General features: G+C 47.1%; 16 protein-coding genes. 10 read left to right on the top strand and 6 right to left on the bottom strand.

The window, feature by feature from the left end; all coding sequences use genetic code 11:
- Window positions 1–10 precede the first annotated feature (10 nt).
- Entirely contained in the window at window positions 11–721 is a 711-nt protein-coding gene (locus GA520_RS13475; protein WP_370362798.1) for an outer membrane lipoprotein-sorting protein, read from the top strand.
- Window positions 721–2,046: a hypothetical protein gene (locus GA520_RS13480; RefSeq protein WP_163338393.1), complete on the top strand. Its 1,326-nt coding sequence runs from the start codon at window positions 721–723 to the stop codon at window positions 2,044–2,046. The genes GA520_RS13475 and GA520_RS13480 overlap by 1 nt, the downstream gene beginning before the upstream one ends.
- A 424-nt stretch (window positions 2,047–2,470) precedes the next feature.
- Here GA520_RS13480 and GA520_RS13485 read toward each other — a convergent pair whose 3' ends face one another.
- From GA520_RS13485 to GA520_RS13505, 5 genes are all read right to left on the bottom strand, one after another.
- Window positions 2,471–3,931 (bottom strand): NAD-dependent succinate-semialdehyde dehydrogenase, encoded by a 1,461-nt coding sequence (locus GA520_RS13485; protein WP_163338392.1) that lies wholly within the window; start codon window positions 3,929–3,931, stop codon window positions 2,471–2,473.
- A 48-nt stretch (window positions 3,932–3,979) separates the two neighbouring features.
- Entirely contained in the window at window positions 3,980–4,762 is a 783-nt protein-coding gene (locus tag GA520_RS13490; protein WP_163338391.1) for an epoxyqueuosine reductase, read from the bottom strand.
- Window positions 4,763–5,032: 270 nt separating this feature from the next.
- Complete coding sequence (locus tag GA520_RS13495) at window positions 5,033–5,227, bottom strand: hypothetical protein (protein WP_163338390.1); 195 nt, start codon at window positions 5,225–5,227, stop codon at window positions 5,033–5,035.
- 1,226 nt (window positions 5,228–6,453) lie between these two features.
- Complete coding sequence (locus GA520_RS13500) at window positions 6,454–6,804, bottom strand: PilZ domain-containing protein (protein ID WP_163338389.1); 351 nt, start codon at window positions 6,802–6,804, stop codon at window positions 6,454–6,456.
- Between the two features lie 267 nt (window positions 6,805–7,071).
- The gene (locus GA520_RS13505; RefSeq protein WP_163338466.1) at window positions 7,072–7,836 is read right to left on the bottom strand and encodes a TatD family hydrolase; all 765 of its coding nucleotides are present in this window, start codon (window positions 7,834–7,836) and stop codon (window positions 7,072–7,074) included.
- Window positions 7,837–8,049: 213 nt separating this feature from the next.
- Here GA520_RS13505 and GA520_RS13510 point away from each other — a divergent pair, with 213 nt between their 5' ends.
- Entirely contained in the window at window positions 8,050–8,466 is a 417-nt protein-coding gene (locus GA520_RS13510; RefSeq protein WP_163338388.1) for a YkgJ family cysteine cluster protein, read from the top strand.
- Window positions 8,467–8,470: 4 nt separating this feature from the next.
- Here GA520_RS13510 and GA520_RS13515 read toward each other — a convergent pair whose 3' ends face one another.
- Window positions 8,471–8,770, bottom strand: coding sequence for an MTH1187 family thiamine-binding protein (locus tag GA520_RS13515; protein WP_163338387.1), 300 nt, complete (start codon window positions 8,768–8,770; stop codon window positions 8,471–8,473).
- Between the two features lie 316 nt (window positions 8,771–9,086).
- Here GA520_RS13515 and glyA point away from each other — a divergent pair, with 316 nt between their 5' ends.
- The 7 genes from glyA to GA520_RS13550 all read left to right on the top strand — a co-directional run bounded on the left by glyA (window position 9,087) and on the right by GA520_RS13550 (window position 20,397).
- On the top strand, window positions 9,087–10,337 hold the full coding sequence (glyA, locus tag GA520_RS13520) for a serine hydroxymethyltransferase (RefSeq protein WP_163338386.1): 1,251 nt from the start codon (window positions 9,087–9,089) through the stop codon (window positions 10,335–10,337).
- A 152-nt stretch (window positions 10,338–10,489) separates the two neighbouring features.
- A complete protein-coding gene (locus GA520_RS13525; RefSeq protein WP_163338385.1) occupies window positions 10,490–11,701 on the top strand; it encodes an MFS transporter in 1,212 nt (403 codons plus the stop codon).
- A gap of 231 nt (window positions 11,702–11,932) precedes the next feature.
- Entirely contained in the window at window positions 11,933–14,041 is a 2,109-nt protein-coding gene (locus GA520_RS13530; protein WP_163338384.1) for a PAS domain-containing sensor histidine kinase, read from the top strand.
- Window positions 14,042–14,205: 164 nt separating this feature from the next.
- Window positions 14,206–15,549, top strand: coding sequence for a TolC family protein (locus GA520_RS13535; protein WP_163338383.1), 1,344 nt, complete (start codon window positions 14,206–14,208; stop codon window positions 15,547–15,549).
- Between the two features lie 17 nt (window positions 15,550–15,566).
- Entirely contained in the window at window positions 15,567–16,601 is a 1,035-nt protein-coding gene (locus tag GA520_RS13540) for an efflux RND transporter periplasmic adaptor subunit (protein ID WP_163338382.1), read from the top strand.
- 20 nt (window positions 16,602–16,621) lie between these two features.
- Entirely contained in the window at window positions 16,622–19,864 is a 3,243-nt protein-coding gene (locus tag GA520_RS13545; RefSeq protein WP_163338381.1) for an efflux RND transporter permease subunit, read from the top strand.
- On the top strand, window positions 19,861–20,397 hold the full coding sequence (locus tag GA520_RS13550; protein WP_163338380.1) for a DUF309 domain-containing protein: 537 nt from the start codon (window positions 19,861–19,863) through the stop codon (window positions 20,395–20,397). Before GA520_RS13545 ends, GA520_RS13550 begins: the two co-directional genes overlap by 4 nt.
- The last annotated feature ends 3 nt before the right edge of the window (window positions 20,398–20,400 follow it).

Consider the following 20,400-nt stretch of genomic DNA (forward strand, 5'->3'; position numbering starts at 1 on the left):
TCTTGGTTTGATGTATATGCTCCTCCTCCCTGCTGGAAATATATCAGCAATGGAACCTGCTGCAGTTCTGCAGCAGGTAGACAACAATATGCAGCCGGGTACCTATGAGATGTACCGTAAACTTATCAATATAGAGCCAGATGGCCAAAAAAAAGAATTTGTTCTTTATACAGTGAAAAAAGGACAGGACAAAATGGTGGCCCTGTTTATCTCGCCAGCTTCTGAAAAGGGTCGCTCCACCCTGCGGCTTGGCGAAAACATGTGGCTGTATATCCCGAATGTCGGGAAACCGATTCGCATTACAAGCCTTCAGTCAGTCATAGGTGGTATCTTTAATAATTCTGACATTCTTCGACTCGATTTCAGCGCAGAATATGATGCGATTGAAATGACAGAACAGGGAAATCACTACCTATTGGATCTCAAAGCCAAAAACAATTCGGTCGCGTATGACAGTCTCAAAATGACGGTGGACACAAGAACCCTGCTGCCTGTCAATATAGAATGTTATGCCGCAAGTGGTATGCTCATCAAGACTTTACATTACTCCAAAATCAAGGATTTTGGAGGCGGCGTGGTACGACCATCAATGATGGAGACTGACAGTCCTTTACATAAGGGATATAAGTCGGTGATGCTGTTTGCCAAGATTACGGAAAGGGAACTGGCAGATGAAGTTTTCTCCTTGAATTTTCTCTCGAGGATTGACGAGCTTCGTTGATGATGCAGCGAATATTTTCATGTCTCAAGTTCAGATTTTTTCTTTATTTGCTTTTAGGAATAGGTCAAGCCTGCGGTCCAACTTTTTCCACAGCTGACGAATTCAGCTTCGATGTTGAGGAGTTTGAAAAGAAATCATTCGAGGCCGGAGGTTACGCCGAGTTTAAGTGGGAGCAGATCAATCTGAACGAGCAAGGGGTCCTGGCCTTGCTGAACCGTTACGACGACCCTGTTGATCAGGTGGATCGCCTATCTGCGTCCCTGCAACTCAACGGCTCCTATGTCAAGGATATAGTTTCTTTAAACTGGCTGCTCAGTGCGTCAGGGTATTATACGGAAGATGAGTGGGATGATTACACCGATGTGTTTGAGGCATATGCTTCCCTCAAGCCAACCAATCACATTAACGGCTCATTTGGTAAAAAATCCTACAAGTGGGGCAAAGGCTATGCCTGGAACCCGGTTGGTTTTATCAACAGGATGAAAGACCCCAACAATCCAGATGAAGCTCTCGAGGGATATATCACTGCAGAAGGGGAAATCATCAGAAGCTATGCCGGTGATTTGCAAACGCTCGCTCTGACAACAGTTATATTACCGGTTTCCGAGAATGTGAATGAGGACTTCGGCCAGCAGGATAATCTCAACCTGGGGGCCAAGCTCTACCTCCTGTATTTGGATACAGATATTGACTTACTTTTCTATACAGGTGACTCCAGGTCCACCAGGTTTGGCATAGATTTTTCACGCAATATCACAACAAACTTTGAAATTCACGGAGAATACGCTTATTTCTCAGATTTGGAGAAGGTCTACCTTGAAGAGGGAAGAGATTCCTACAAAATACAGGATGCAGCCCATTCGGTACTGTTAGGCTTTCGCTACCTTAATGAATTCAACCTTACTTCTATCATCGAATATTATCATAACGGAGCCGGATACAGTAGTGAAGAACTTGATATGTTCTATAGTATGGTAACTATGGGCGAGGCCCAATATAGTGAAAGCGGGTCAGACGATATTTTGAGAAGAGCAATTAAGCTCGGCCAGCAGGGTTATACCAGGCCATTTCTTGGAACTGACTATATCTATGCCCGCTTTTCTCTGAAAGAGCCTGGGGATATACTGTATTTTACTCCGGCCCTGACTATGATTTACAACCTGGATGACCAGAGTTACTCAATTACACCAGAGCTACTCTACACCGGTATAACAAACTGGGAAATAAGATTGCGTTTTTCCATACTTGGCGGTGGCGAGAACAGCGAATATGGTGAGAAAATGAACCAGAATAAAATAGAACTCAGGCTACGCTGGTTTTTTTGAACCATCTGTATTCAGGATTCGCTCACACGATTCTCGTGCTTCTCGGATAAACCCCGGTGAGCGCGTTCGTGAAGCGGAGAGTAAGGGGCCTGATGAAACTCTTTTGAAGTTACTGGACCAATAACACAACACCCCTCTTTTCGTTCGACAATACCACAATGAGACTCGGATCATCAAACGGGTTTCTTTTTCAAACAATTCCTGAATCTCCTGCTTCCCTACTTAAAAAACCGAAAACTGAAATATCCGGGCTACGCTTCGTAACCAGAAGATCTATCATTGCAACGCCCTCTGTAGCTACTAACAGCAACTGATCGAAAACGAAGACGAGCAACTGGAGAACCAATATGCTTCTATTTTAGAAATTAAATACAGGAGGAAGGAAGCATATCGATAAAAAAAGACTATAAAGGAGGCTGTCAGGTTAAATATTGCCCATACATATTAGTTTTATCTCCTGATATTCATCCATCCCGTATTTTGAACCCTCACGCCCAAGCCCTGATTCCTTGACCCCTCCAAATGGGATAACCTCTGAGGATATTGCTGTTTCATTCACACCTACCATACCATATTCAAGAGCCTCACTAACCCTCCAGGCTCGTCCAATATTCTCAGTAAACAGATAGGCGGCCAAGCCATATGGTGTATCATTGGCTAATTCAATCGCCTCCTGTTCACTACTAAACTTGAAAATGGGAGCAAGGGGACCAAATATTTCTTCCCTAAATACGCGTGCAGATCTTGGGACATCTCTCAAAACTGTTGCAGGGTAAAAGGTTCCGGTCACACTATCTGATACATGCTCACCAACCGTAACCGTCGCACCTTTCTGTTTGGCATCATGAACCAATTCTTGAACAAACGATACTGCAGACTTATTTATAAGAGGGCCAAGATCTGTATCCTCCTCAATACCGTTTCCCTGTTTGAGCAAACTAACTTTTGAAGAAAAGCGTTCAACAAACTCATCATATACCCCTTCCTGAACCAGAATCCTGTTGGCACAGATGCAGGTCTGCCCACAATTCCTGAATTTGGATGCCAGGGCAGCGTTTACTGCGTTTTCCAGGTCCGCGTCATCAAAAACGACAAGAGGCGCGTTGCCCCCCAATTCCATTGAGACTTTTTTCACAGTCTGAGAGGCCTGTGAAAGCAAGATTTTGCCCACCTGGGTTGAGCCCGTAAAAGTGACCTTGCGAATAATCGGGTTTGTGGTCAATTCAAGCCCTGTCTCCCTGCTGTTGGCACTTGTGACAATATTGACAACACCTGCCGGAATACCCGCTTTCTCAGCCAGATACCCAAGCGCCAAGGCTGATAATGGTGTTTCCCTGGCTGGTTTGACGATAATGGAACAACCGGCAGCAATGGCGGGTGCAGTTTTTCTGGTAATCATGGCATTCGGGAAATTCCATGGCGTGATGGCCGCAACCACACCAACAGGTTGCTTCACTGTGACCAGCCGTCTGTCATTGGCTCCTGACGGGATAATGTCGCCATAAGTCCTTTTTGCCTCTTCAGCAAACCACTCGATAAAAGAGGCCCCGTAGGCAACTTCGGCACGGGCTTCCCGGATAGGGCGTCCCTGCTCTGCGGTCATAATCCGCGCAAGTTCTTCCTGATGCTCCATCACCAGCTCATACCACCTGCGCAGAACCACCGATCGCTCATTTACGGTTGTCATTCGCCATCCCTGGAACGCCATCTCGGCCTTCACAATGATACCGGCGACCTCAGATTTGCTCAAATCGGGACACGTTGCTACAACATCCCCACTGGCAGGATTAAGAACATCAAAAGTTGAACCGTCTGAAGCCTCAATCCACTCACCGCCTGCAAAGGCCTGGCATGCTTTTAACTGCCTGATATCTAATGTTTTCATATATATTGCTTTCTACTCACTTTGGAGATTCCTGGTATGCCTATTTGTTCAGTTCTTTGCCTTCAGCTTTAGTTTAACCGGGTCATTATGAGTACACGGTACCGCAACCAGACATTTGCCACACACGTCGGCATAACCGACATTCTTATATTCCTCAACATTTTCAAGCAATTGCGCATAACACTTAAATCGATCAAACGAATCCTTGAAAAGGGCCTCGTTCACACACTTTTGCACACATTTTTTACAGCTTTTTTCATACTTGTAGAGACATGCCTCAATTTCAGGACGCTTATCCGCAGGTATCGCACCGGTGGTAATCAGACTCCCGATACGACCGCTGCACCCTTTTTCCGTGATCAGCATATTATTGAGGCCAAACCTCCCAAGACCAGCAATAAACGCCACATGCCTATGGGACCAGTTACTGACAAGTTTATCCTCAATCCAGTTATGGGTTGCAGGGATGGCTACCAATTTCTCACCGGCTTTTTCGAGGACTTCGTGCAGGTGATAACCGAGTTGTTTTATCAGCTCATTTGTTTCGACATAGCAGGTAGCCCATTCAGGAGAGCTCATTTTCCCCCTGATATTGGTTGCGGCAATAGACTTCGAAAACGGCAGGAAAAAGGAAATCACCGTCTGGGCATCAGGTAACAGATCACGAGGCAGTGTATGAGTTGAAACCACAACGTTTTTCAACTCCTCAAAGAGTGGATCTGCAGCTGATGCAAACCCAACCACTGGGTCACCCCAACTTGTCGATATTTTATCGCTTTCTTGATACCTGAAAACAAACCTACTCACTTCCTTCACTATCTTATTTCTCATTACCTTACACTCATTGCCTATTCTCAATAGTATGGGCACGATTCATAGCTGTCCACATTACCCAAAGCATCAGACCCATCCTGAAGTATATTAATTCCAACACGTAGTTGCTCATCCGTAATACCGAGTGGCATTAAAAAACGTATAACATTGCCATAGGTACTGCTAGTCAGGATGACAAGCACCTATTATAACAATAGTTATCCGGTGATCGAGCCTTCTCAGAAGCCGGTGTTTTTTCTTCCCTGTCTCGTACGAGTTCCAATACTATCATTGGGCCGATACCACGCATTTCACCGATACTATCATTGCGCTCTTGAAAACGGAGAAAGGCGGAACGAGGTGTTTTTCAGGTTTCTCGTACCTTTTCAAGAATATTTCCATCTTAGATGATATCAAGTACAGCAAGAGCGGCTTCACTCGCAAGAGGATTTCCACCGTTGGTGCCCCCTCTATCTGGCTCATGAACACTATCCCTGATCTCCGTTTTTCCAACCACAGCAAAGAGTCTTAGTGCTGGCCTGCCACTGATTGCTTTTTAAATTTGCAAAATGGGCTCCACTTCAAACAAATAACCGTATATATATGTTTTTACGTGACATATAAAGACACGAGCAATAGCGGCCAGGACTATCTGACACATTATCGAATCATGATTTTTCGATGATGTAGGAATAACTGGCCCTAGCCGCTGATTCATAATTGAATCAATGAATGAATTGAACTCATCATGCAGAAAAAGGGACTTGACGATCGATTTTGATTCAATCATGAATCAAGATGAGAGAGTTACCCGTCAGCTGAGGTTATGCTTCCGTAGCTTCCTCACAACAGATGGCTGACTGATTCCAAGCATTGAAGCCATCTCTCTCGTCGTGGAACATTCTCTGCGTGCCTTTTCAAAACATTCCTTCTCAACCAGATCAAGCTCAAGTGATAAAAATTAGAGAACTGGACACGCTCCTACGCTGACCAACCACAATACTAAATTCACCTTTGGGGATTGACTCCATACTAGTTTCAATAAAGCCATCAAGGATGGTTACTCTCTCTGAAAACGACTCCATTTTCGATGATACTCCTCAATTCCCGAATATTTCCGGGAAAAGAATAGGACTGAAGCCACTTGATGCCTGCTGGACTTATTGTTTTATCACTGTTGTAACAATTGTTAAATTCATGAAGGCAGGTCCGAACAAGTCCAGATACCGTCAGAAGAAGAGTTAAAAATTATCTCAAGCTGCCTGAGTGCATGTTTATTATCGTATGATTCATTCAATTACATCCACCTCCTCCTTTTTAACACAATCAGACCAGCATCCACTCGAAGCCTGTCATCTGTATATACTAAAATATAACGTATTATGATAACAGGAAAATGATGGATACAAGGAGGAACGCAATTGTCTGCAACAGTATCATCTCAGAAATGTTCAGATGTCCCGTATCGATGAATTTTTCAGTCTGTCTTTCTTGTTCAATTAAAGGATTACAGGGATTTACCTGCATATGTAACGGATTCAGACGATGCCATTGTGGCAGAGTTGTAAAGAAGGAGACATACTGTATGACTATTCAAGGGGCACAACACGCCATAGCCTCCGGAAACAACTACAGGATCATTGAGAGGCTGGTAGTATGAACAACCTCGATATAATATGTCTATAGCGTAAGGAAGCGTTTGCGGGAACTCAGTTTGACTCAGAAGGAGGAAACATCACAAAGATCGGCCACCATTTGAGAAAATGGTTAAACTTCAAGGCAAGACCATTCTCGTCAAGGCGGGCAACCCGTGCCTCCATATCAAGGGTAAGTTTGCTCTGCCCCCGACGCATGGTCACCTTGACCTTTACATTTTCCCCGTTCACCAGAAAATCTTCCTTCCGATCACGGGTAAACATGTACAGGCTGTCTAACCCGATATCCCTCAGTTTCCCCGTCAGAAACCGTCTATCCAATGTTTCCACTTCAACATCGGCATTATAATGCAGTCGTAAATGCTGGCGGTCTTCTTTCAGATCAAGTTCAAGCCCAGACGCCATATCGTTCTCCTGATATATTCGAGCCTCATATGCCAGAGAATCTGGATACCTTGGGGGCACACATATCCCGGATTGAGGGTATTATTTTGAGTACTAATCGTATGACAGGGTAAACCCTCTATCAGCGATGTTTTCCGAAGCCAATTCCTAACACACTTTACCATCACAAAACAACGATTGACAGTATTTTATCACTCCATCTAATTAATAAGGCTATTTCATTGAATAGCAACACCACCAATCGAAATAGGGAGAAGGTTAGACGTTTTATGGCAAGATGAGGATCTTCCGTGCATTTGCCGTGGTTAAGGTGGCAACCTCCTCCACATCCTCAGCTCGTAAACGGGCCAGAGCGCCTAAAACTTCAGGGAGGTATGCCGGTGAGTTCCTTTCCCCATAATGTTGTGCAGGTGGGATATCGGGTGAGTCCGTTTCCAGAACCAGTGACGAGAGCGGTAGCTCGGAAGCAACCCTTCTAATCTTCCTGGATCGCTCATAGGTGATTGTTCCGCATACAGAAATCATAAAACCCAAACCGATATAATGTTCGGCCTGCTGCAAACTCCCGTTAAAGGCATGAACTATGCCTCCACCGGAGAAACGCTTTCTCCGCAATGTGGCCAACGCCTGGTCGTGAGCCTTGCGCACATGGAGAAGTACCGGGAGTGAAGCCTTTGATGCGATATCGAGTTGAGCCTCAAACAATTGCTGTTGAATAGCCCTGTCGACATCCACCTGATAATCAAGACCAATCTCCCCGACAGCCACCACGCCACCTTTCTCAGTAATACGGGATAATTCCTTCAGGTCGTCGCTATGATGATATTTCATATATATCGGATGAAGACCTGGGGCAGCGTGGAGATACCTGCGCTGAATCGACAACTCAAGCAGCCGATGCCACCCTGTCCGGTGAACACCCGCCAGCACCATGTCACTTACACCGGCCCTGCATGCCTCTTCCAGTACGGCTTCAAAATCAGGAAAATGACGTTTTATATCTATATGGCAGTGAGTGTCTATAAGCCCCATCACTTCTCACCACCTTTTCCAGAAGAACGGGATCTTGAATCTAGAGATTCCTGTTGTAGAATTCAGCGCTTCGATGTATCTACTGAATATACAAATAAACATTTGATTACATTTCACCTTTTCAAAGAATGGGAATCATCCCTTCAGGACGCTCGCATACAGGGAAGGTACCACACCTCTATGTATTGCACCCGATCCAGGAACATAAAGGCCATGCCAACCCCACCTGATGAGTCAGCAGATCTGCCCTATTGCCTTGCCACTAACAAGATCTACTGCAACTACTGCCCCGGATATTGCTGCTATAAGCTGGAAAGCTCCACACTCTACCTTGATGCAATTGACATCAACCGTATCGCCATCCATTTTAACATAACTGACGGCGAGGTACGTAAACTATATATGGATGGCAAAAACACCTTCAAGGTACGAAAAGACGGGTCGTGCATTTTCCTCAGTAACGATAGAATGCGAGCCCGTTGCTCAATCCACACTGCCAGACCCAGGCAATGCAGAGAATTTCCGTACGATGATCCATGCCCCTATCTTGAACGTGAAGACCTGCTGCAAAAAACCGTACCCCGTATCGATGAATTCATCAGAAAACACATTGCAATAGGCAATGACTGACTCCTCAGCCCATTTTTTCTTTAACACTGGCAATCTTATCCGCCATCTTCTGGTCGCGATCAGTCCGAGTTCCCATCTTAATGGTTGTGGTTATCCTTGGGGCACCCATCGCATGTACCTCTTCGTGGCATTTCTTAACTACTCTCATAACCGCTTCCCATTCACCCTCAATATTAGTGCCATAAGCGTGGAGAGAACTGTTGAGCCCGGCCTCCTTAATAATCTTCTCGCAGGCCACCACATATTTCGACACGGAAACGCCAACCCCGAGCGGGACTATGCATAAATCCATTATTACATTCATTCTTCAAACCTTTTTAATTGAAATGAGTTGTAGCGCAATTGATACCTGATGCTACTATAAATCGACCACTATTTTTCACTGACAATAACGACAATCTGCAACTACCATAGAACACCTGCATTAAAGACTTTACCCCTCTCCAAATCAGAAAAAGTTAATGGTCAATCTGCATTTTCCCCTGTTCAATCACCATTGTTTTGGGTATATTGGGCTGTTCACCACCCGACACAGACATAAATTAAACATAGTTGGACAATCTGTCTTTACCGGATTTTCTATTAGTTCTTTCCGCTTCAGATCGATTACAGGAGAACACATGCAAGAATTACTCGCTTCGGATCAGGAAATATATAACCTTATAAAACAGGAAGAACAGCGTCAGGCTGATAAAATCAGGCTTATCGCTTCTGAGAATTATGTCTCCCTTCCGGTGCTTCAGGCGACAGGTTCGGTCCTGACCAATAAATATTCCGAAGGATATGCAGGCAGACGTTATTATGAAGGCCAGCAAGTTATCGACCTGGTAGAAAATATAGCCATCCAACGTGCCAAGGATCTTTTCGGCGCAGAGCACGCAAATGTACAACCGTACTCAGGATCCCCTGCTAATCTTGCGGTCTACCTTGCCTTTATAAAGCCAGGAGACACAATCCTGGGCATGGCCCTGCCCCACGGCGGTCACCTGACCCATGGTTCACCGGTCTCCATCTCAGGAAAGTATTTTCATGCATGCTCCTATGCCTTAGACCCGGAGACAGGCCTTTTAAACTATGATACAATCCGGCAAACTGCCATAGACAATCAACCAAAAATCATCATTGCCGGTCATTCCGCCTACCCACGTATCCCCGACTTTGCGAAGTTCAGGGAAATAGCTGACGAAGTCGGAGCTATCCTCATGGTTGACATGGCTCATTTTGCAGGTCTTGTTGCCGGAGGAGCCCATCCTTCACCCGTTCTCCATGCGGATGTGGTCACGACAACAACCCATAAATCATTACGCGGGCCACGGGGTGCCATGATTCTGTGTAAGGCACAACACGCCGCTGCCATCGATAAAGCAGTCTTCCCGGGAATCCAGGGTGGCCCCCATGACAATACCACCGCCGCCATTGCAGTAGCAATGAAGGAAGCCGCCTCAGACGAGTTCAAGTCCTATGCAGTTCAGGTGGTGCAAAATGCACGTTCACTGGCAGACAGCCTGCTGGCCAATAACTTCAATTTAGTAACTGGTGGCACCGACAACCACCTTATGCTTATCGATCTTACCAATAAGGGTATAGGTGGCAAAAGAGCAGCAAAGGCCCTTGATAAAGCCGGAATTGTAACAAACTATAATGCCGTTCCTTTTGATAAAAGAAAGCCAACCGATCCCAGTGGTATTCGCATCGGCACCAGTGCCGTAACATCAAGAGGATTCAAGGAACAGGAGATGGTCTACATCGGAGAGAAAATCAACAGGATACTGGCCGATATAGATAATAATGAGCTCATTGAACAGACCGCTGCCGAAATTAAAGAACTCTGTTCAAGATTCCCGGCACCGGGCCTCGAACACATCTCATAACTCCTCATCGGATTTACTGTTCTGAAAAAAAAGGAAATTCGAAGTGTACGCTTATCTGTCCAAATTCGAGTCGAATTAGCAATTTTTCAAAGTAGCCTATTATCAGGGTTGTCCCGCACCCGGGACAACCCTTTTTTCTTTTGTGACCATTGATGCGCCGCACCGTCAAGACCAACATATACAATCTTTACCTGATTAAGCTTTCGAAATGGCTGATGCTTATCATGCCTGTCGTCGCCCTCTATTACAAGGAAAACGGGCTTGATGATTTCGACATCTATACCCTGCAGGCTGTGTATTCACTCAGTGTTGCCTTTCTCGAGATTCCTTCCGGCTATATGGCTGATGTGATCGGGCGCAGAACATCACTTATTGCCGGGGCAATTCTTGGTACAATAGGTTTTGGCATCTACAGTCTTTCATCGGGTTTTAGTCATTTCCTTGTGGCCGAAATCATTCTGGGCCTGGGGGGCAGTTTTATTTCAGGATCCGACTCAGCCCTTCTCTATGACAGTCTCGCGGCAGAATCGAACCAGCACAGATACCTTCAATACGAAGGACGCATCACCTCACTCGGTAATTTTGCGGAGACCATCGCTGCTGTTTGTGGTGGTCTGATCGCTGCATTCATAAGCTATCGAGGCGTTTATATCGGCCAGATGGTGATCGCCTCACTTGCCATACCCGCCTCTCTTCTCTTGGTTGAACCCAAAAGGGAGACGTTGAAAGAGAGGCCTGGCCTTATGCAGATATTGTCGATTTGCCATCAATCCATCTTTATCAACAGGAAATTGAGTGCCACTATCCTGCTCTCTTCTGTCATCGGCACCGGCACTCTCTGCATGGCCTGGACCTCCCAGGTCTATTTTGTCTATAACGGCCTGGATGAAGTGTCAATCACCCCTCTGTGGGTATTGCTGAACCTTACCGTCGCCCTGGTTGCAGCAGTGGCCCATAAAACGAGAAGACTCCTCGGATACAGGAACTCTCTTCTCCTTGTCATATTTTATATTCCGGCAGGATACATACTTCTCGGGTTGCTGCCTCTTATCGCCGGCATTGTATCCCTCATCCTTTTTTACGCTATCAGGGGCTATGCCACCCCGGTACTCAAGGATCTCACCAATAACTATTGCGGATCTGAAATACGGGCAACTGTCCTCTCTATCCGCAGCCTTATCATCCGTATAAGTTTCTCAATACTTGGGCCTTTAATCGGGATATTGTCTGAGCGATTCAGTTTCGAGTACGCCCTCATACTCATCGGCTGTGTCCTGGTTTGCGCATCGCTTCTTACAGGCCTTTTCCTCTTTACAGCCGCCCCGGAAACCACCAGACCTCCAAAAGACCTTAAAATACATTAGTACTTATTCCTATTTTCACTGTAGCAATAAGGGCCCAGCAACCTTCCGCCTCTTTTCAATTGACTCTACAGGAGGTGATGAAGTACCATCTTTTCTGGAAGTAATCTGGAATCATTGACAACAGGGCAGTTCAATCATGTTGTTTTTCTCTGCCAGTTAATTAGCTCCACTCTGCAGGGATATTTATTATAACGACGCAAAGTTACAGAGAGACTACCAGATATCCAACCGATGAATAAGTCATCCACCACTGATGTACATCCCGCACCACCAATGGTAAATGAGAAACTGCGTCAAAAACTTCTGCAAGCTGAAAAAAGAATCGCTGAACTTGAGTCCAGGCTGAAAGCATTCGAGCACACGCCGCCAGAGCAGGACCGTGATCAACAGCCAGCAAGACTTGAGACCAAAAGCCAACTGCGTCAGAGCAAAAACCGCTATCGGAAATACTTCAATTATGCCACCGATGCGATGTATGTGTTTTACCCCAAATCTCCCGATCAACCTCTCGGCACATTCCTGGACGTCAACAAGGAGGCTATCCGCAGGATGGGATACAGTCTCGAGGAGTTTCTTGAACTCACCCCTGGCGACCTTAATGCAAAGCAAAGTGAAGATCAGGCCAGGGGGGTCCTCAAAATTCTGGAAAGAGACGGCTGGGCCAGCTGTGAAACCACACACCTTACTAAAGACGGCAAGGAAATTCCCGTCGAAATAACGTCACTGCTGATTGAGGTCGAAGGAGAGAGGCTCGTCTTGGCCGGCGCCAGGGATATTACTGGACGAAAAAAGGCAGAGAAGGCCTTGCTAGAAAGTGAACACCTCTATCGGCTACTCGCAGATAATGTACATGACGTCATCTGGACCACGGACACCGAGCTGAGGCCAAAATATATCAGCCCCTCTGTTATGAACCTTACCGGCTTTGATCCAAAGCAGGCAATGGTGCTGCTCTACCGCTCCATAATTCTGGAATCCCCCCTTTTTGAAGAGTTTAGGAAAATACCTCTCAAAACCGGCGTAGTTCCCTTACACTGGGAGGTCGAACTGGAAAAATCGGATAACACCACCATCTGGATAGAGAGCATCGCCTCTCCTCTCTGGGGTGTTGACGGTACCTTTAATGGTATCATTGGTGTTACTCGTGATATAACCGGCAGAAAAGAAATTATGCTGGAACTTGAGGCTGCAAAAGTCCAGTCAAACAGAGCAAACCGAGCGAAATCGGAATTCCTGGCAAATATGAGCCATGAAATCAGGACACCGATGAACGGGGTCCTCGGAACCCTGCAACTTCTTGGTATGACCCCTCTCTCGAATGAACAGCGGGACCTGGTCGAAACAGCACTCAAATCAGGAAACAGCCTGCTGACCATTATCAATGACATCCTTGATTTCTCCAAGATCGAGGCAGGCAAGATAACCATCCGCAACGAACTGTTCTCGCCGCATGAGCTGTTACATTCAATGATCTCCTCTTTTAATACGATAGCAGCCGGCAAAATTATCCACTTCACTATCTCAATTGCAGAATCTGTCCCGGAAAAGATCGTTGCCGACCCGATACGCTTCCGCCAAATCCTCTCAAACCTCCTGGGTAACGCGGTAAAATTTACCGAGGAAGGGGAAATCGAAATTATACTCGACTGTTCCCGAAAGGAAGAAGGGTTGATAATGCACTGCTCAGTGACAGATACCGGTATCGGTATTCCCAGCCCTGAGAGTTACGATCTTTTCGAGCCCTTCTCGCAACTCGAAAGCTCCTATCGAAAAAAATACAAGGGGACCGGTTTGGGGCTGTCCATCGTCAAACAGTTGGTTACCCTGATGGGCGGTACCGTCCATATAGAGAGTCGTAAAAACCGTGGCACCAAAGTATCCTTTGATTTTACGGCCCAAACCAACCGTTGCAGCAACCCGGCAGTATCACCGAACCCACTGATCTGTTCAACACAGTTTTCAAAAGACTCCTACCGGATACTGTTGGTCGAGGATGAACCGATTAACCAGCAGATTATACGCTCTATTTTGGAAAAATTCGGCCATAGTGTCACCATAGCCAATGATGGCTATGAGGCTATCCACATCCTGCAGCGGGATCGATTCAACTGTATCCTCATGGATATTCAAATGCCGGAGATGGATGGCATTGAAACCACGAAAAAGATTCGCAACGACAAGGACCTGGATATGTTCTCAGATATCCCCATCATTGCCTTAACAGCATTTGCGATGACCGGGGATAAGGAAAAATGCATGAGGGCTGGTATGAACGGCTATCTCTCCAAACCCGTAAATATTGACGAACTTGTCCGGGTTTTAGGAGAACAATTGCAATAAACTGCCAGCTCTTTTTTGTTTTTCACAGAATTTTTCAATAATTTTGGTGCGGTACTGTAAATTTTTGTCTTTTTTACTTTGACAAACGAAGCTGTTCGTCCTACTCTATTTAACAATATAATTAAACAGAATCCATCTAATATGAAAGGGGTACATAGACGATCATGAAAGCATTTGCGACACGATTACTCGGTGTGGTCTGTCTACTCACCAGCTCAGGCTTCGCCCTGGCCGATACCGGAAAAGCGCCCCCTCCACTTCCCTCCCCCTGGAATCTGGCAGGTGCCGTACAATATGCCCTCGATAATAATCCCAGGACCCATATCGCTTTAAAAAGGCTTGAGGGAGCACAGGCAAAGGCCAGGTCCGCCTCTACACATAGCCTGCCGGTTGTCTCATTATCAGCTGAATACAGTCAGACCGACAATCCGATGTACTCATTTGGCAACATCTTGAATCAGGGAGCCTTTGATAATACCATCGATTTCAACGACCCTGGTCGCACAGACGATCTGCAATTAATAGCCGGCATCCGTTACCGTCTCTATGACGGCGGCAGAATTCAATCCGGGACAGAGGCTGCTAGGGCAACAAGTATGGCGGTAGATAAAGATCTTGCCGTCACCCATCAGCAGTTGGCATTTGAAGTGGTAAAGTCCTACCACACCATACTTCAGGCCAGGGAGATGGTTCAGGTTAGAAAATCAGCGATTGAAGCCATAGACGCCTCCCTCACAGTAGGTAAAGCGCGCTATGATGCTGGAGATCTGCTCCGTGAAGACCTGCTGAATCTGGAATTACAAAAAGCCCGGGCGGTGGAAGAAGGTATCAGGGCTGAACATCGGTTACAGCTTACAAACCAGATCTTCTGGAACATCCTGGGTATTGAGAACTACACCGAATTGCCCCTTCCCACGACCGACACCAGCCAGGAACTGCCGCAGACAATGAACTATGACAAAAGGCAAGAACTTCAAGCTATAGACCGACGTATAGAAGCTGCCAGAGCGGCACTTGAAGCCAGCAGGTCCGGGAACCTGCCGACCATAGACACCTTTGCCCAATATCGGCTTGATCACGGTATGATTCTTGACGAGAGTGGCGATTCATGGATGGCCGGAGTTCGACTTGACTACACCCTGTATGACGGCGCACGGACAGAACATGATACCGTCACCGCCAAGGCACAACTTATGGAGAGTGAAGCAGAGAGGGACAGACTACGACTGGCACTGAGCCTTGAACTTCAGCGTGGTATTATCATGCACAACCAATCCCTTGAAAAATTACAGGTTACTGAGAAAATGGTCGAGGTTGCAAAAGAGAGTGCCAAGTTAAGCAGGCTGCGATTCCAGGAAGGCGTTATCCTCGCAATGAATCTGATCGATATGGAAATGCGTCTTACCGATGCGCTTGCACGCAGGGCCTCAGCCCGTACCGAAAACTCTATCGCTATCGCAAATCTGCTAAGGGTTACCGGCAACAATCAGTATCCCACAGGGAAATAATCTTGAGGAGCACCACTATGAAGTCCGTTCTTTCTATCATCTTTTTTGCTATCGGCCTTGCAGCACTACTTTCAACAAGCGGGTGCAACAGCGAACACCAGAAGGGTGTCACAACACCACAACTCCCAGCACAGGAAGTTAGGGTCGCACAGGCAATCCTGGAGCCGGTTCGAAATCAAATAGAGCTACTCGGAACCATTGAACCGGTAAACCGGGTGGAAATTGCCGCCAAGGTAAGCGGTTCGATTATCGATCTGCCTGTTGTACTTGGTTCTGAAATTGAAAAGGGTGAACTCCTCGTTGAAATAAGCGCTGGCGAAATTGATGCCCAGCTTCAGCAGTCAAAAGCCCAACTCGATCAGGCCAGGCGGAATCTGGACCGGGAAAGAAAGCTACTCAGCCAGAAAGCCGCCACAAGAGAGAGTGTACGTGCCCTGCAGGAAGGCGTTGAAATAGCAGAGGCTGCCTATACAGAGGCCCTCACATTTCAGCAATACACCAGTATCAAGGCCCCCATCAATGGTCGTGTAACCAGAAAACATGTCAACAAAGGCGATCTTGCAACTCCCGGCAAACCCTTACTCAATATCGAAGACAACAAGCATCTGCAGGTAATAACCGACATCCCGGAACGTTATATTTTTCAAATAAAGCAAGGTGACAAACTGCAAGTAGAGGTACCAAGTGCTGAAATGACCATAACAGGGAGTGTTGCCGAAGTTGCCCCCAACGCAGACCCTCAAACCCGAACAGCACCAATTAAACTTGACATTGAAGCAGACGAAAAACTATACGGAGGCCAGTTCGTCCGAGTTGCCCTGAACACAAAGGAGGTGCAAACGCTCACAATACCACAATCCGCACTGGTTCCCATCGGCCAGATGGAGAGAGTTTTTGTGGTTGAAGAGGACATCGCCAAACTCCGCCTGGTTCGTAGCGGTGAGATATATGGGGACTCTATTGAGATACTCTCCGGCCTCAAGGAGGGTGAACGTGTCGTCATCGAGGGACAGGAAACCATTACGGATGGGCAACCGGTCATTCTACGCTAATTTAATACACTACATATATCATGACCCAAATTAAGCATTCTCCCGGATTTGCCGGTCGCCTGGCAGCCACATTTATCAACTCAAAGCTCACGCCGCTCTCTATCTTTGCCTCCATCCTGCTGGGAGTGCTTGCAATCGTCATGCTGCCAAGGGAGGAAGAACCCCAGATCAAGGTTCCCATGATAGATGTAATGGTCTCAATGCCCGGTGCCACCCCCAAGGAGGTGGAACAGCGCCTTTCCGTCCCCATGGAGAAACTTCTCTATGAGCTGCCCGGTGTTGAATATATCTATTCAACCTCTATGCCCGGCAAGAGTTTGCTTGTCGTGCGCTTTTATGTAGGAGAAGACCTTGAAACCTCAATAGTAAGGCTCAATCAGAAACTGGCAACAAACTTTGATCGCATCCCGCACACCGTCTCCAGACCCCTAATAAAGCCGCATACCATTGACGATGTTCCTATTCTGGCCCTGACATTTCATTCGAACCGCTACGATCATGCCATGCTCAGAAGACTGGCCGTTCAGGTGAACGATGGCATAAAATCAATTAATAACGTGGCGGAAACAAAGATAATAGGGGGAACACGCAGGCAACTCTCCATTCGTTTCGACCCTCTGCTGCTTGCCTCCCGCAACCTGACTATTACAGAACTCATACCACGTATTCAACAGGTCAACCTGCAATCTCATTCCGGTTCCTTGAAAGGGATGGATTATGAGTTGATGCTACAGACCGGGACCTTCCTTTCAACCGTTGCCGAGATGAAGCGGATTGTTGTTGGAGTATATGGTGGCAAACCCGTTTACCTGGACGAAGTTGCTACCATTACGGATGGTGCGGAAGAGCCAGCAGATTATGTGCTATTCGGTTCTCCCGCCCAGTCAGGCATGGAACCGGCCGTTACGCTCTCTATTGCCAAACGACCAGGTGCCAACGCGGTAGCCGTTGTTGAGGAAGTGCTGAACAAAGTAGAAACGTATAAAGGCAAGCTGATACCTTCTGATATAAATATCACAGTTACCCGTGACTATGGGGAGACAGCTGCAGAAAAATCCAATGAATTGCTGCTTCATATGGGCATTGCTGTTTTCGGTGTTGCAGTACTCATCCTCATTTTCCTTGGTTGGCGTGAATCAATGGTGGTCATGCTCGCTATTCCTTCGACCCTGGCCCTGACTCTTCTTGTTTTTTATCTCTATGGCTACACTTTAAACCGTATTACCCTGTTTGCGTTGATATTTTCCATCGGTATCCTGGTCGATGATGCCATTGTGGTGGTGGAAAATATCGTTCGCCATATGCATCTGCCGGAAAATGAGGGCAGGCCACGGACGCAAATTGCCATGGATGCGGTTGTTGAGGTCGGTAACCCAACTATTCTGGCGACGTGGGCTGTCATTGCAGCCATCCTGCCCATGGCCTTTGTCGGTGGTTTGATGGGACCGTACATGCGACCGATCCCTGTTGGATCTTCTGCGGCAATGGTTTTTTCGCTTCTCATCGCCTTTACGGTAACACCCTGGGCTGCCACTCATCTGTTAAAAAAGAGCGCCAACAAGAACGGCAACCATGAGGAGAAGAGCCCCGACGACTGGTTCACCCGGATCTACCACCTGATCATGGATCCGCTACTGGCCCATCCGCTGTGGAGGATGCTCTTTTTTATCTGTATTATTCTTTTACTCCTTGGCTCATTTTCCATGGTGTATCTGGGCATGGTGAAGGTCAAGATGCTGCCCTTCGATAACAAGAGTGAATTCCAGATTATCCTTAATATGCCTGAAGGATCAACCCTTGAACACACCTCACGAGTTGCCCTTGAAATGGCGGAGGTCGTCAAAAAAGATCCTGCTGTTGTAAACTTCCAGGTGTATGCGGGTACAGCCTCTCCATATAATTTCAACGGATTGGTTCGCCACTATTTCATGCGTTCCGGGCCAACTGTCGCAGACATTCAGGTCAACCTCCTCCCCAAGCATGCACGTAACCTGCAAAGCCATGATATTGCCCTGCGTGTTCGCCCTGCCATCAGTAAGATTGCTGAGAGATACGGTGCCGCAGTTGCCGTCGCCGAAGTTCCACCCGGCCCACCAGTATTGCAAACGCTGGTAGCCGAAATATATGGTCCAACTGAGGAAGCTCGTCTTGATCTGGCACGCTCGGTAAAAGAGATTTTCCTGACAACAGATGGTGTGGTCGACATCGACTGGTACCTCGAAGAAGAACGAACCAGAAAAATTATAACCGTCGACAAGGAAAAAGCGAGCATCAACGGTATCACGGAAGAGCAGATCGCCCGAACCATCGAGATAGCCGTCAGCGGCTACTCTTTTGACATCTATCATCAACCTGAAGAGAAAGAAGAGATCAACATGGTACTCGAACTTCCGGCAGCCTACAGGGCCCGTATCGAGAACATCCTGAACATCTCACTTAAATCCCATACGTCCCCTAATGGTCCGCTGATTCCGTTGCGAGAACTTGTCCTCGTCACTGACCAACCCGTGGAACAACCGATCTACAGAAAAAATCTCAAACCGGTCATTTACGTGACCGGAGATATTGCAGGATCAATTGAAAGTCCTGTTTACGCAATTTTCGAAATGAATAGGAAACTGGCTGAGCTTGACGGACGTAATTACGGAGGCACAGAGCAGAAAGTCACCCTTTACAACCTTAATCAACCGTTCAGTGAAGCGGAGCCCGCCATGAAATGGGACGGGGAATGGCACATCACCCTGGAGGTATTCCGCGATCTGGGTATCGCTTTCGGTGTAGTCATGATCCTTATTTACATGCTTATGGTCGGCTGGTTCAAGGATTATCTGACACCCTTTGTGGTAATGGCGGCCATCCCCTTCTCCCTGGTCGGTATACTACCGGCTCACTGGGCCTTCGGAGCATTTTTTACCGCCACCTCTATGATTGGCTTTATGGCCGGGGCCGGTATCGTCGTCCGAAACTCCATCATCCTGGTTGACTTCATCGAACTCAGGGTACGTGAAGGGTACCCCTTGGATAAGGCGGTTGTCGATGCGGGGGCTATTCGTTTCCGGCCCATGCTGCTGACCGCCCTTGCCGTGGTAGTCGGTGCATCTGTCATACTGGCAGACCCGATTTTTCAGGGACTCGCAATATCACTCATGTTTGGGGAGATTGCCTCCCTGTTGATCAGCAGGATGGCAGTGCCCGTTCTTTACTATATGTTAAAGAGTCACCAGCATCCGCGCCAACATGAAGGCCAAAAGGTTGAAGCATGAGTGTAATACAATTCGACCCGTTCAATGACAGACTCAGCAGGGATATACGTAATGGACTCTCCACATCACTCACCACCTGCCTGAAGGAAATGAGCATCATCCCCGCCATGGAGATTGCCAAAAGCTTTGATCCAGCCTCCTTGCCCGCATGCTATCAGGATTATATCAATAACCGGCTCAACATGTACCGGATAGCAATCGACAAAACGGCCGTCACGGAAGATGACCCGCTTTGCCAGGCCGTTATTCTATGGGACCTCCAGCTCTTTTTTGAGGTACATGAAGTACTCGAGCACGCCTGGCTCAAAGCTGACGGAGATAAAAAGCTCATCTTGCAGGCATTGATTCGCGCTGCAGGTGCCTACATAAAACAAGAGTTCGGCGCGCTTTCTCCCGCCACACGCCTGGCAGAAAAGGCCGTAACAGTCCTCAATCAACACAAAATGTTTTTGGCACCCTATTTCGACCCGGATACATTGATCCAAGCCCTTCAGGATGTAACGAGGGCGGCACCAAAATTGGGTAAGGAATAGTCC

This window comes from Desulfopila sp. IMCC35008, assembly GCF_010646885.2.
Taxonomy (GTDB): Bacteria; Desulfobacterota; Desulfobulbia; order Desulfobulbales; family Desulfocapsaceae; genus Desulfopila.

Coding starts and splice junctions, on each gene's coding strand:
- GA520_RS13530 (WP_163338384.1), top strand. CDS start 11,933: ATGAATAAGTCATCCACCACTGATGTACATCCCGCACCACCAATGGTA.
- GA520_RS13510 (WP_163338388.1), top strand. CDS start 8,050: ATGCCAACCCCACCTGATGAGTCAGCAGATCTGCCCTATTGCCTTGCC.
- GA520_RS13515 (WP_163338387.1), bottom strand. CDS start 8,770: ATGAATGTAATAATGGATTTATGCATAGTCCCGCTCGGGGTTGGCGTT.
- GA520_RS13525 (WP_163338385.1), top strand. CDS start 10,490: ATGCGCCGCACCGTCAAGACCAACATATACAATCTTTACCTGATTAAG.
- GA520_RS13535 (WP_163338383.1), top strand. CDS start 14,206: ATGAAAGCATTTGCGACACGATTACTCGGTGTGGTCTGTCTACTCACC.
- GA520_RS13550 (WP_163338380.1), top strand. CDS start 19,861: ATGAGTGTAATACAATTCGACCCGTTCAATGACAGACTCAGCAGGGAT.
- GA520_RS13500 (WP_163338389.1), bottom strand. CDS start 6,804: ATGGCGTCTGGGCTTGAACTTGATCTGAAAGAAGACCGCCAGCATTTA.
- glyA (WP_163338386.1), top strand. CDS start 9,087: ATGCAAGAATTACTCGCTTCGGATCAGGAAATATATAACCTTATAAAA.
- GA520_RS13505 (WP_163338466.1), bottom strand. CDS start 7,836: ATGGGGCTTATAGACACTCACTGCCATATAGATATAAAACGTCATTTT.
- GA520_RS13495 (WP_163338390.1), bottom strand. CDS start 5,227: ATGAGCCAGATAGAGGGGGCACCAACGGTGGAAATCCTCTTGCGAGTG.
- GA520_RS13545 (WP_163338381.1), top strand. CDS start 16,622: ATGACCCAAATTAAGCATTCTCCCGGATTTGCCGGTCGCCTGGCAGCC.
- GA520_RS13475 (WP_370362798.1), top strand. CDS start 11: ATGTATATGCTCCTCCTCCCTGCTGGAAATATATCAGCAATGGAACCT.
- GA520_RS13480 (WP_163338393.1), top strand. CDS start 721: ATGATGCAGCGAATATTTTCATGTCTCAAGTTCAGATTTTTTCTTTAT.
- GA520_RS13485 (WP_163338392.1), bottom strand. CDS start 3,931: ATGAAAACATTAGATATCAGGCAGTTAAAAGCATGCCAGGCCTTTGCA.
- GA520_RS13540 (WP_163338382.1), top strand. CDS start 15,567: ATGAAGTCCGTTCTTTCTATCATCTTTTTTGCTATCGGCCTTGCAGCA.
- GA520_RS13490 (WP_163338391.1), bottom strand. CDS start 4,762: ATGAGAAATAAGATAGTGAAGGAAGTGAGTAGGTTTGTTTTCAGGTAT.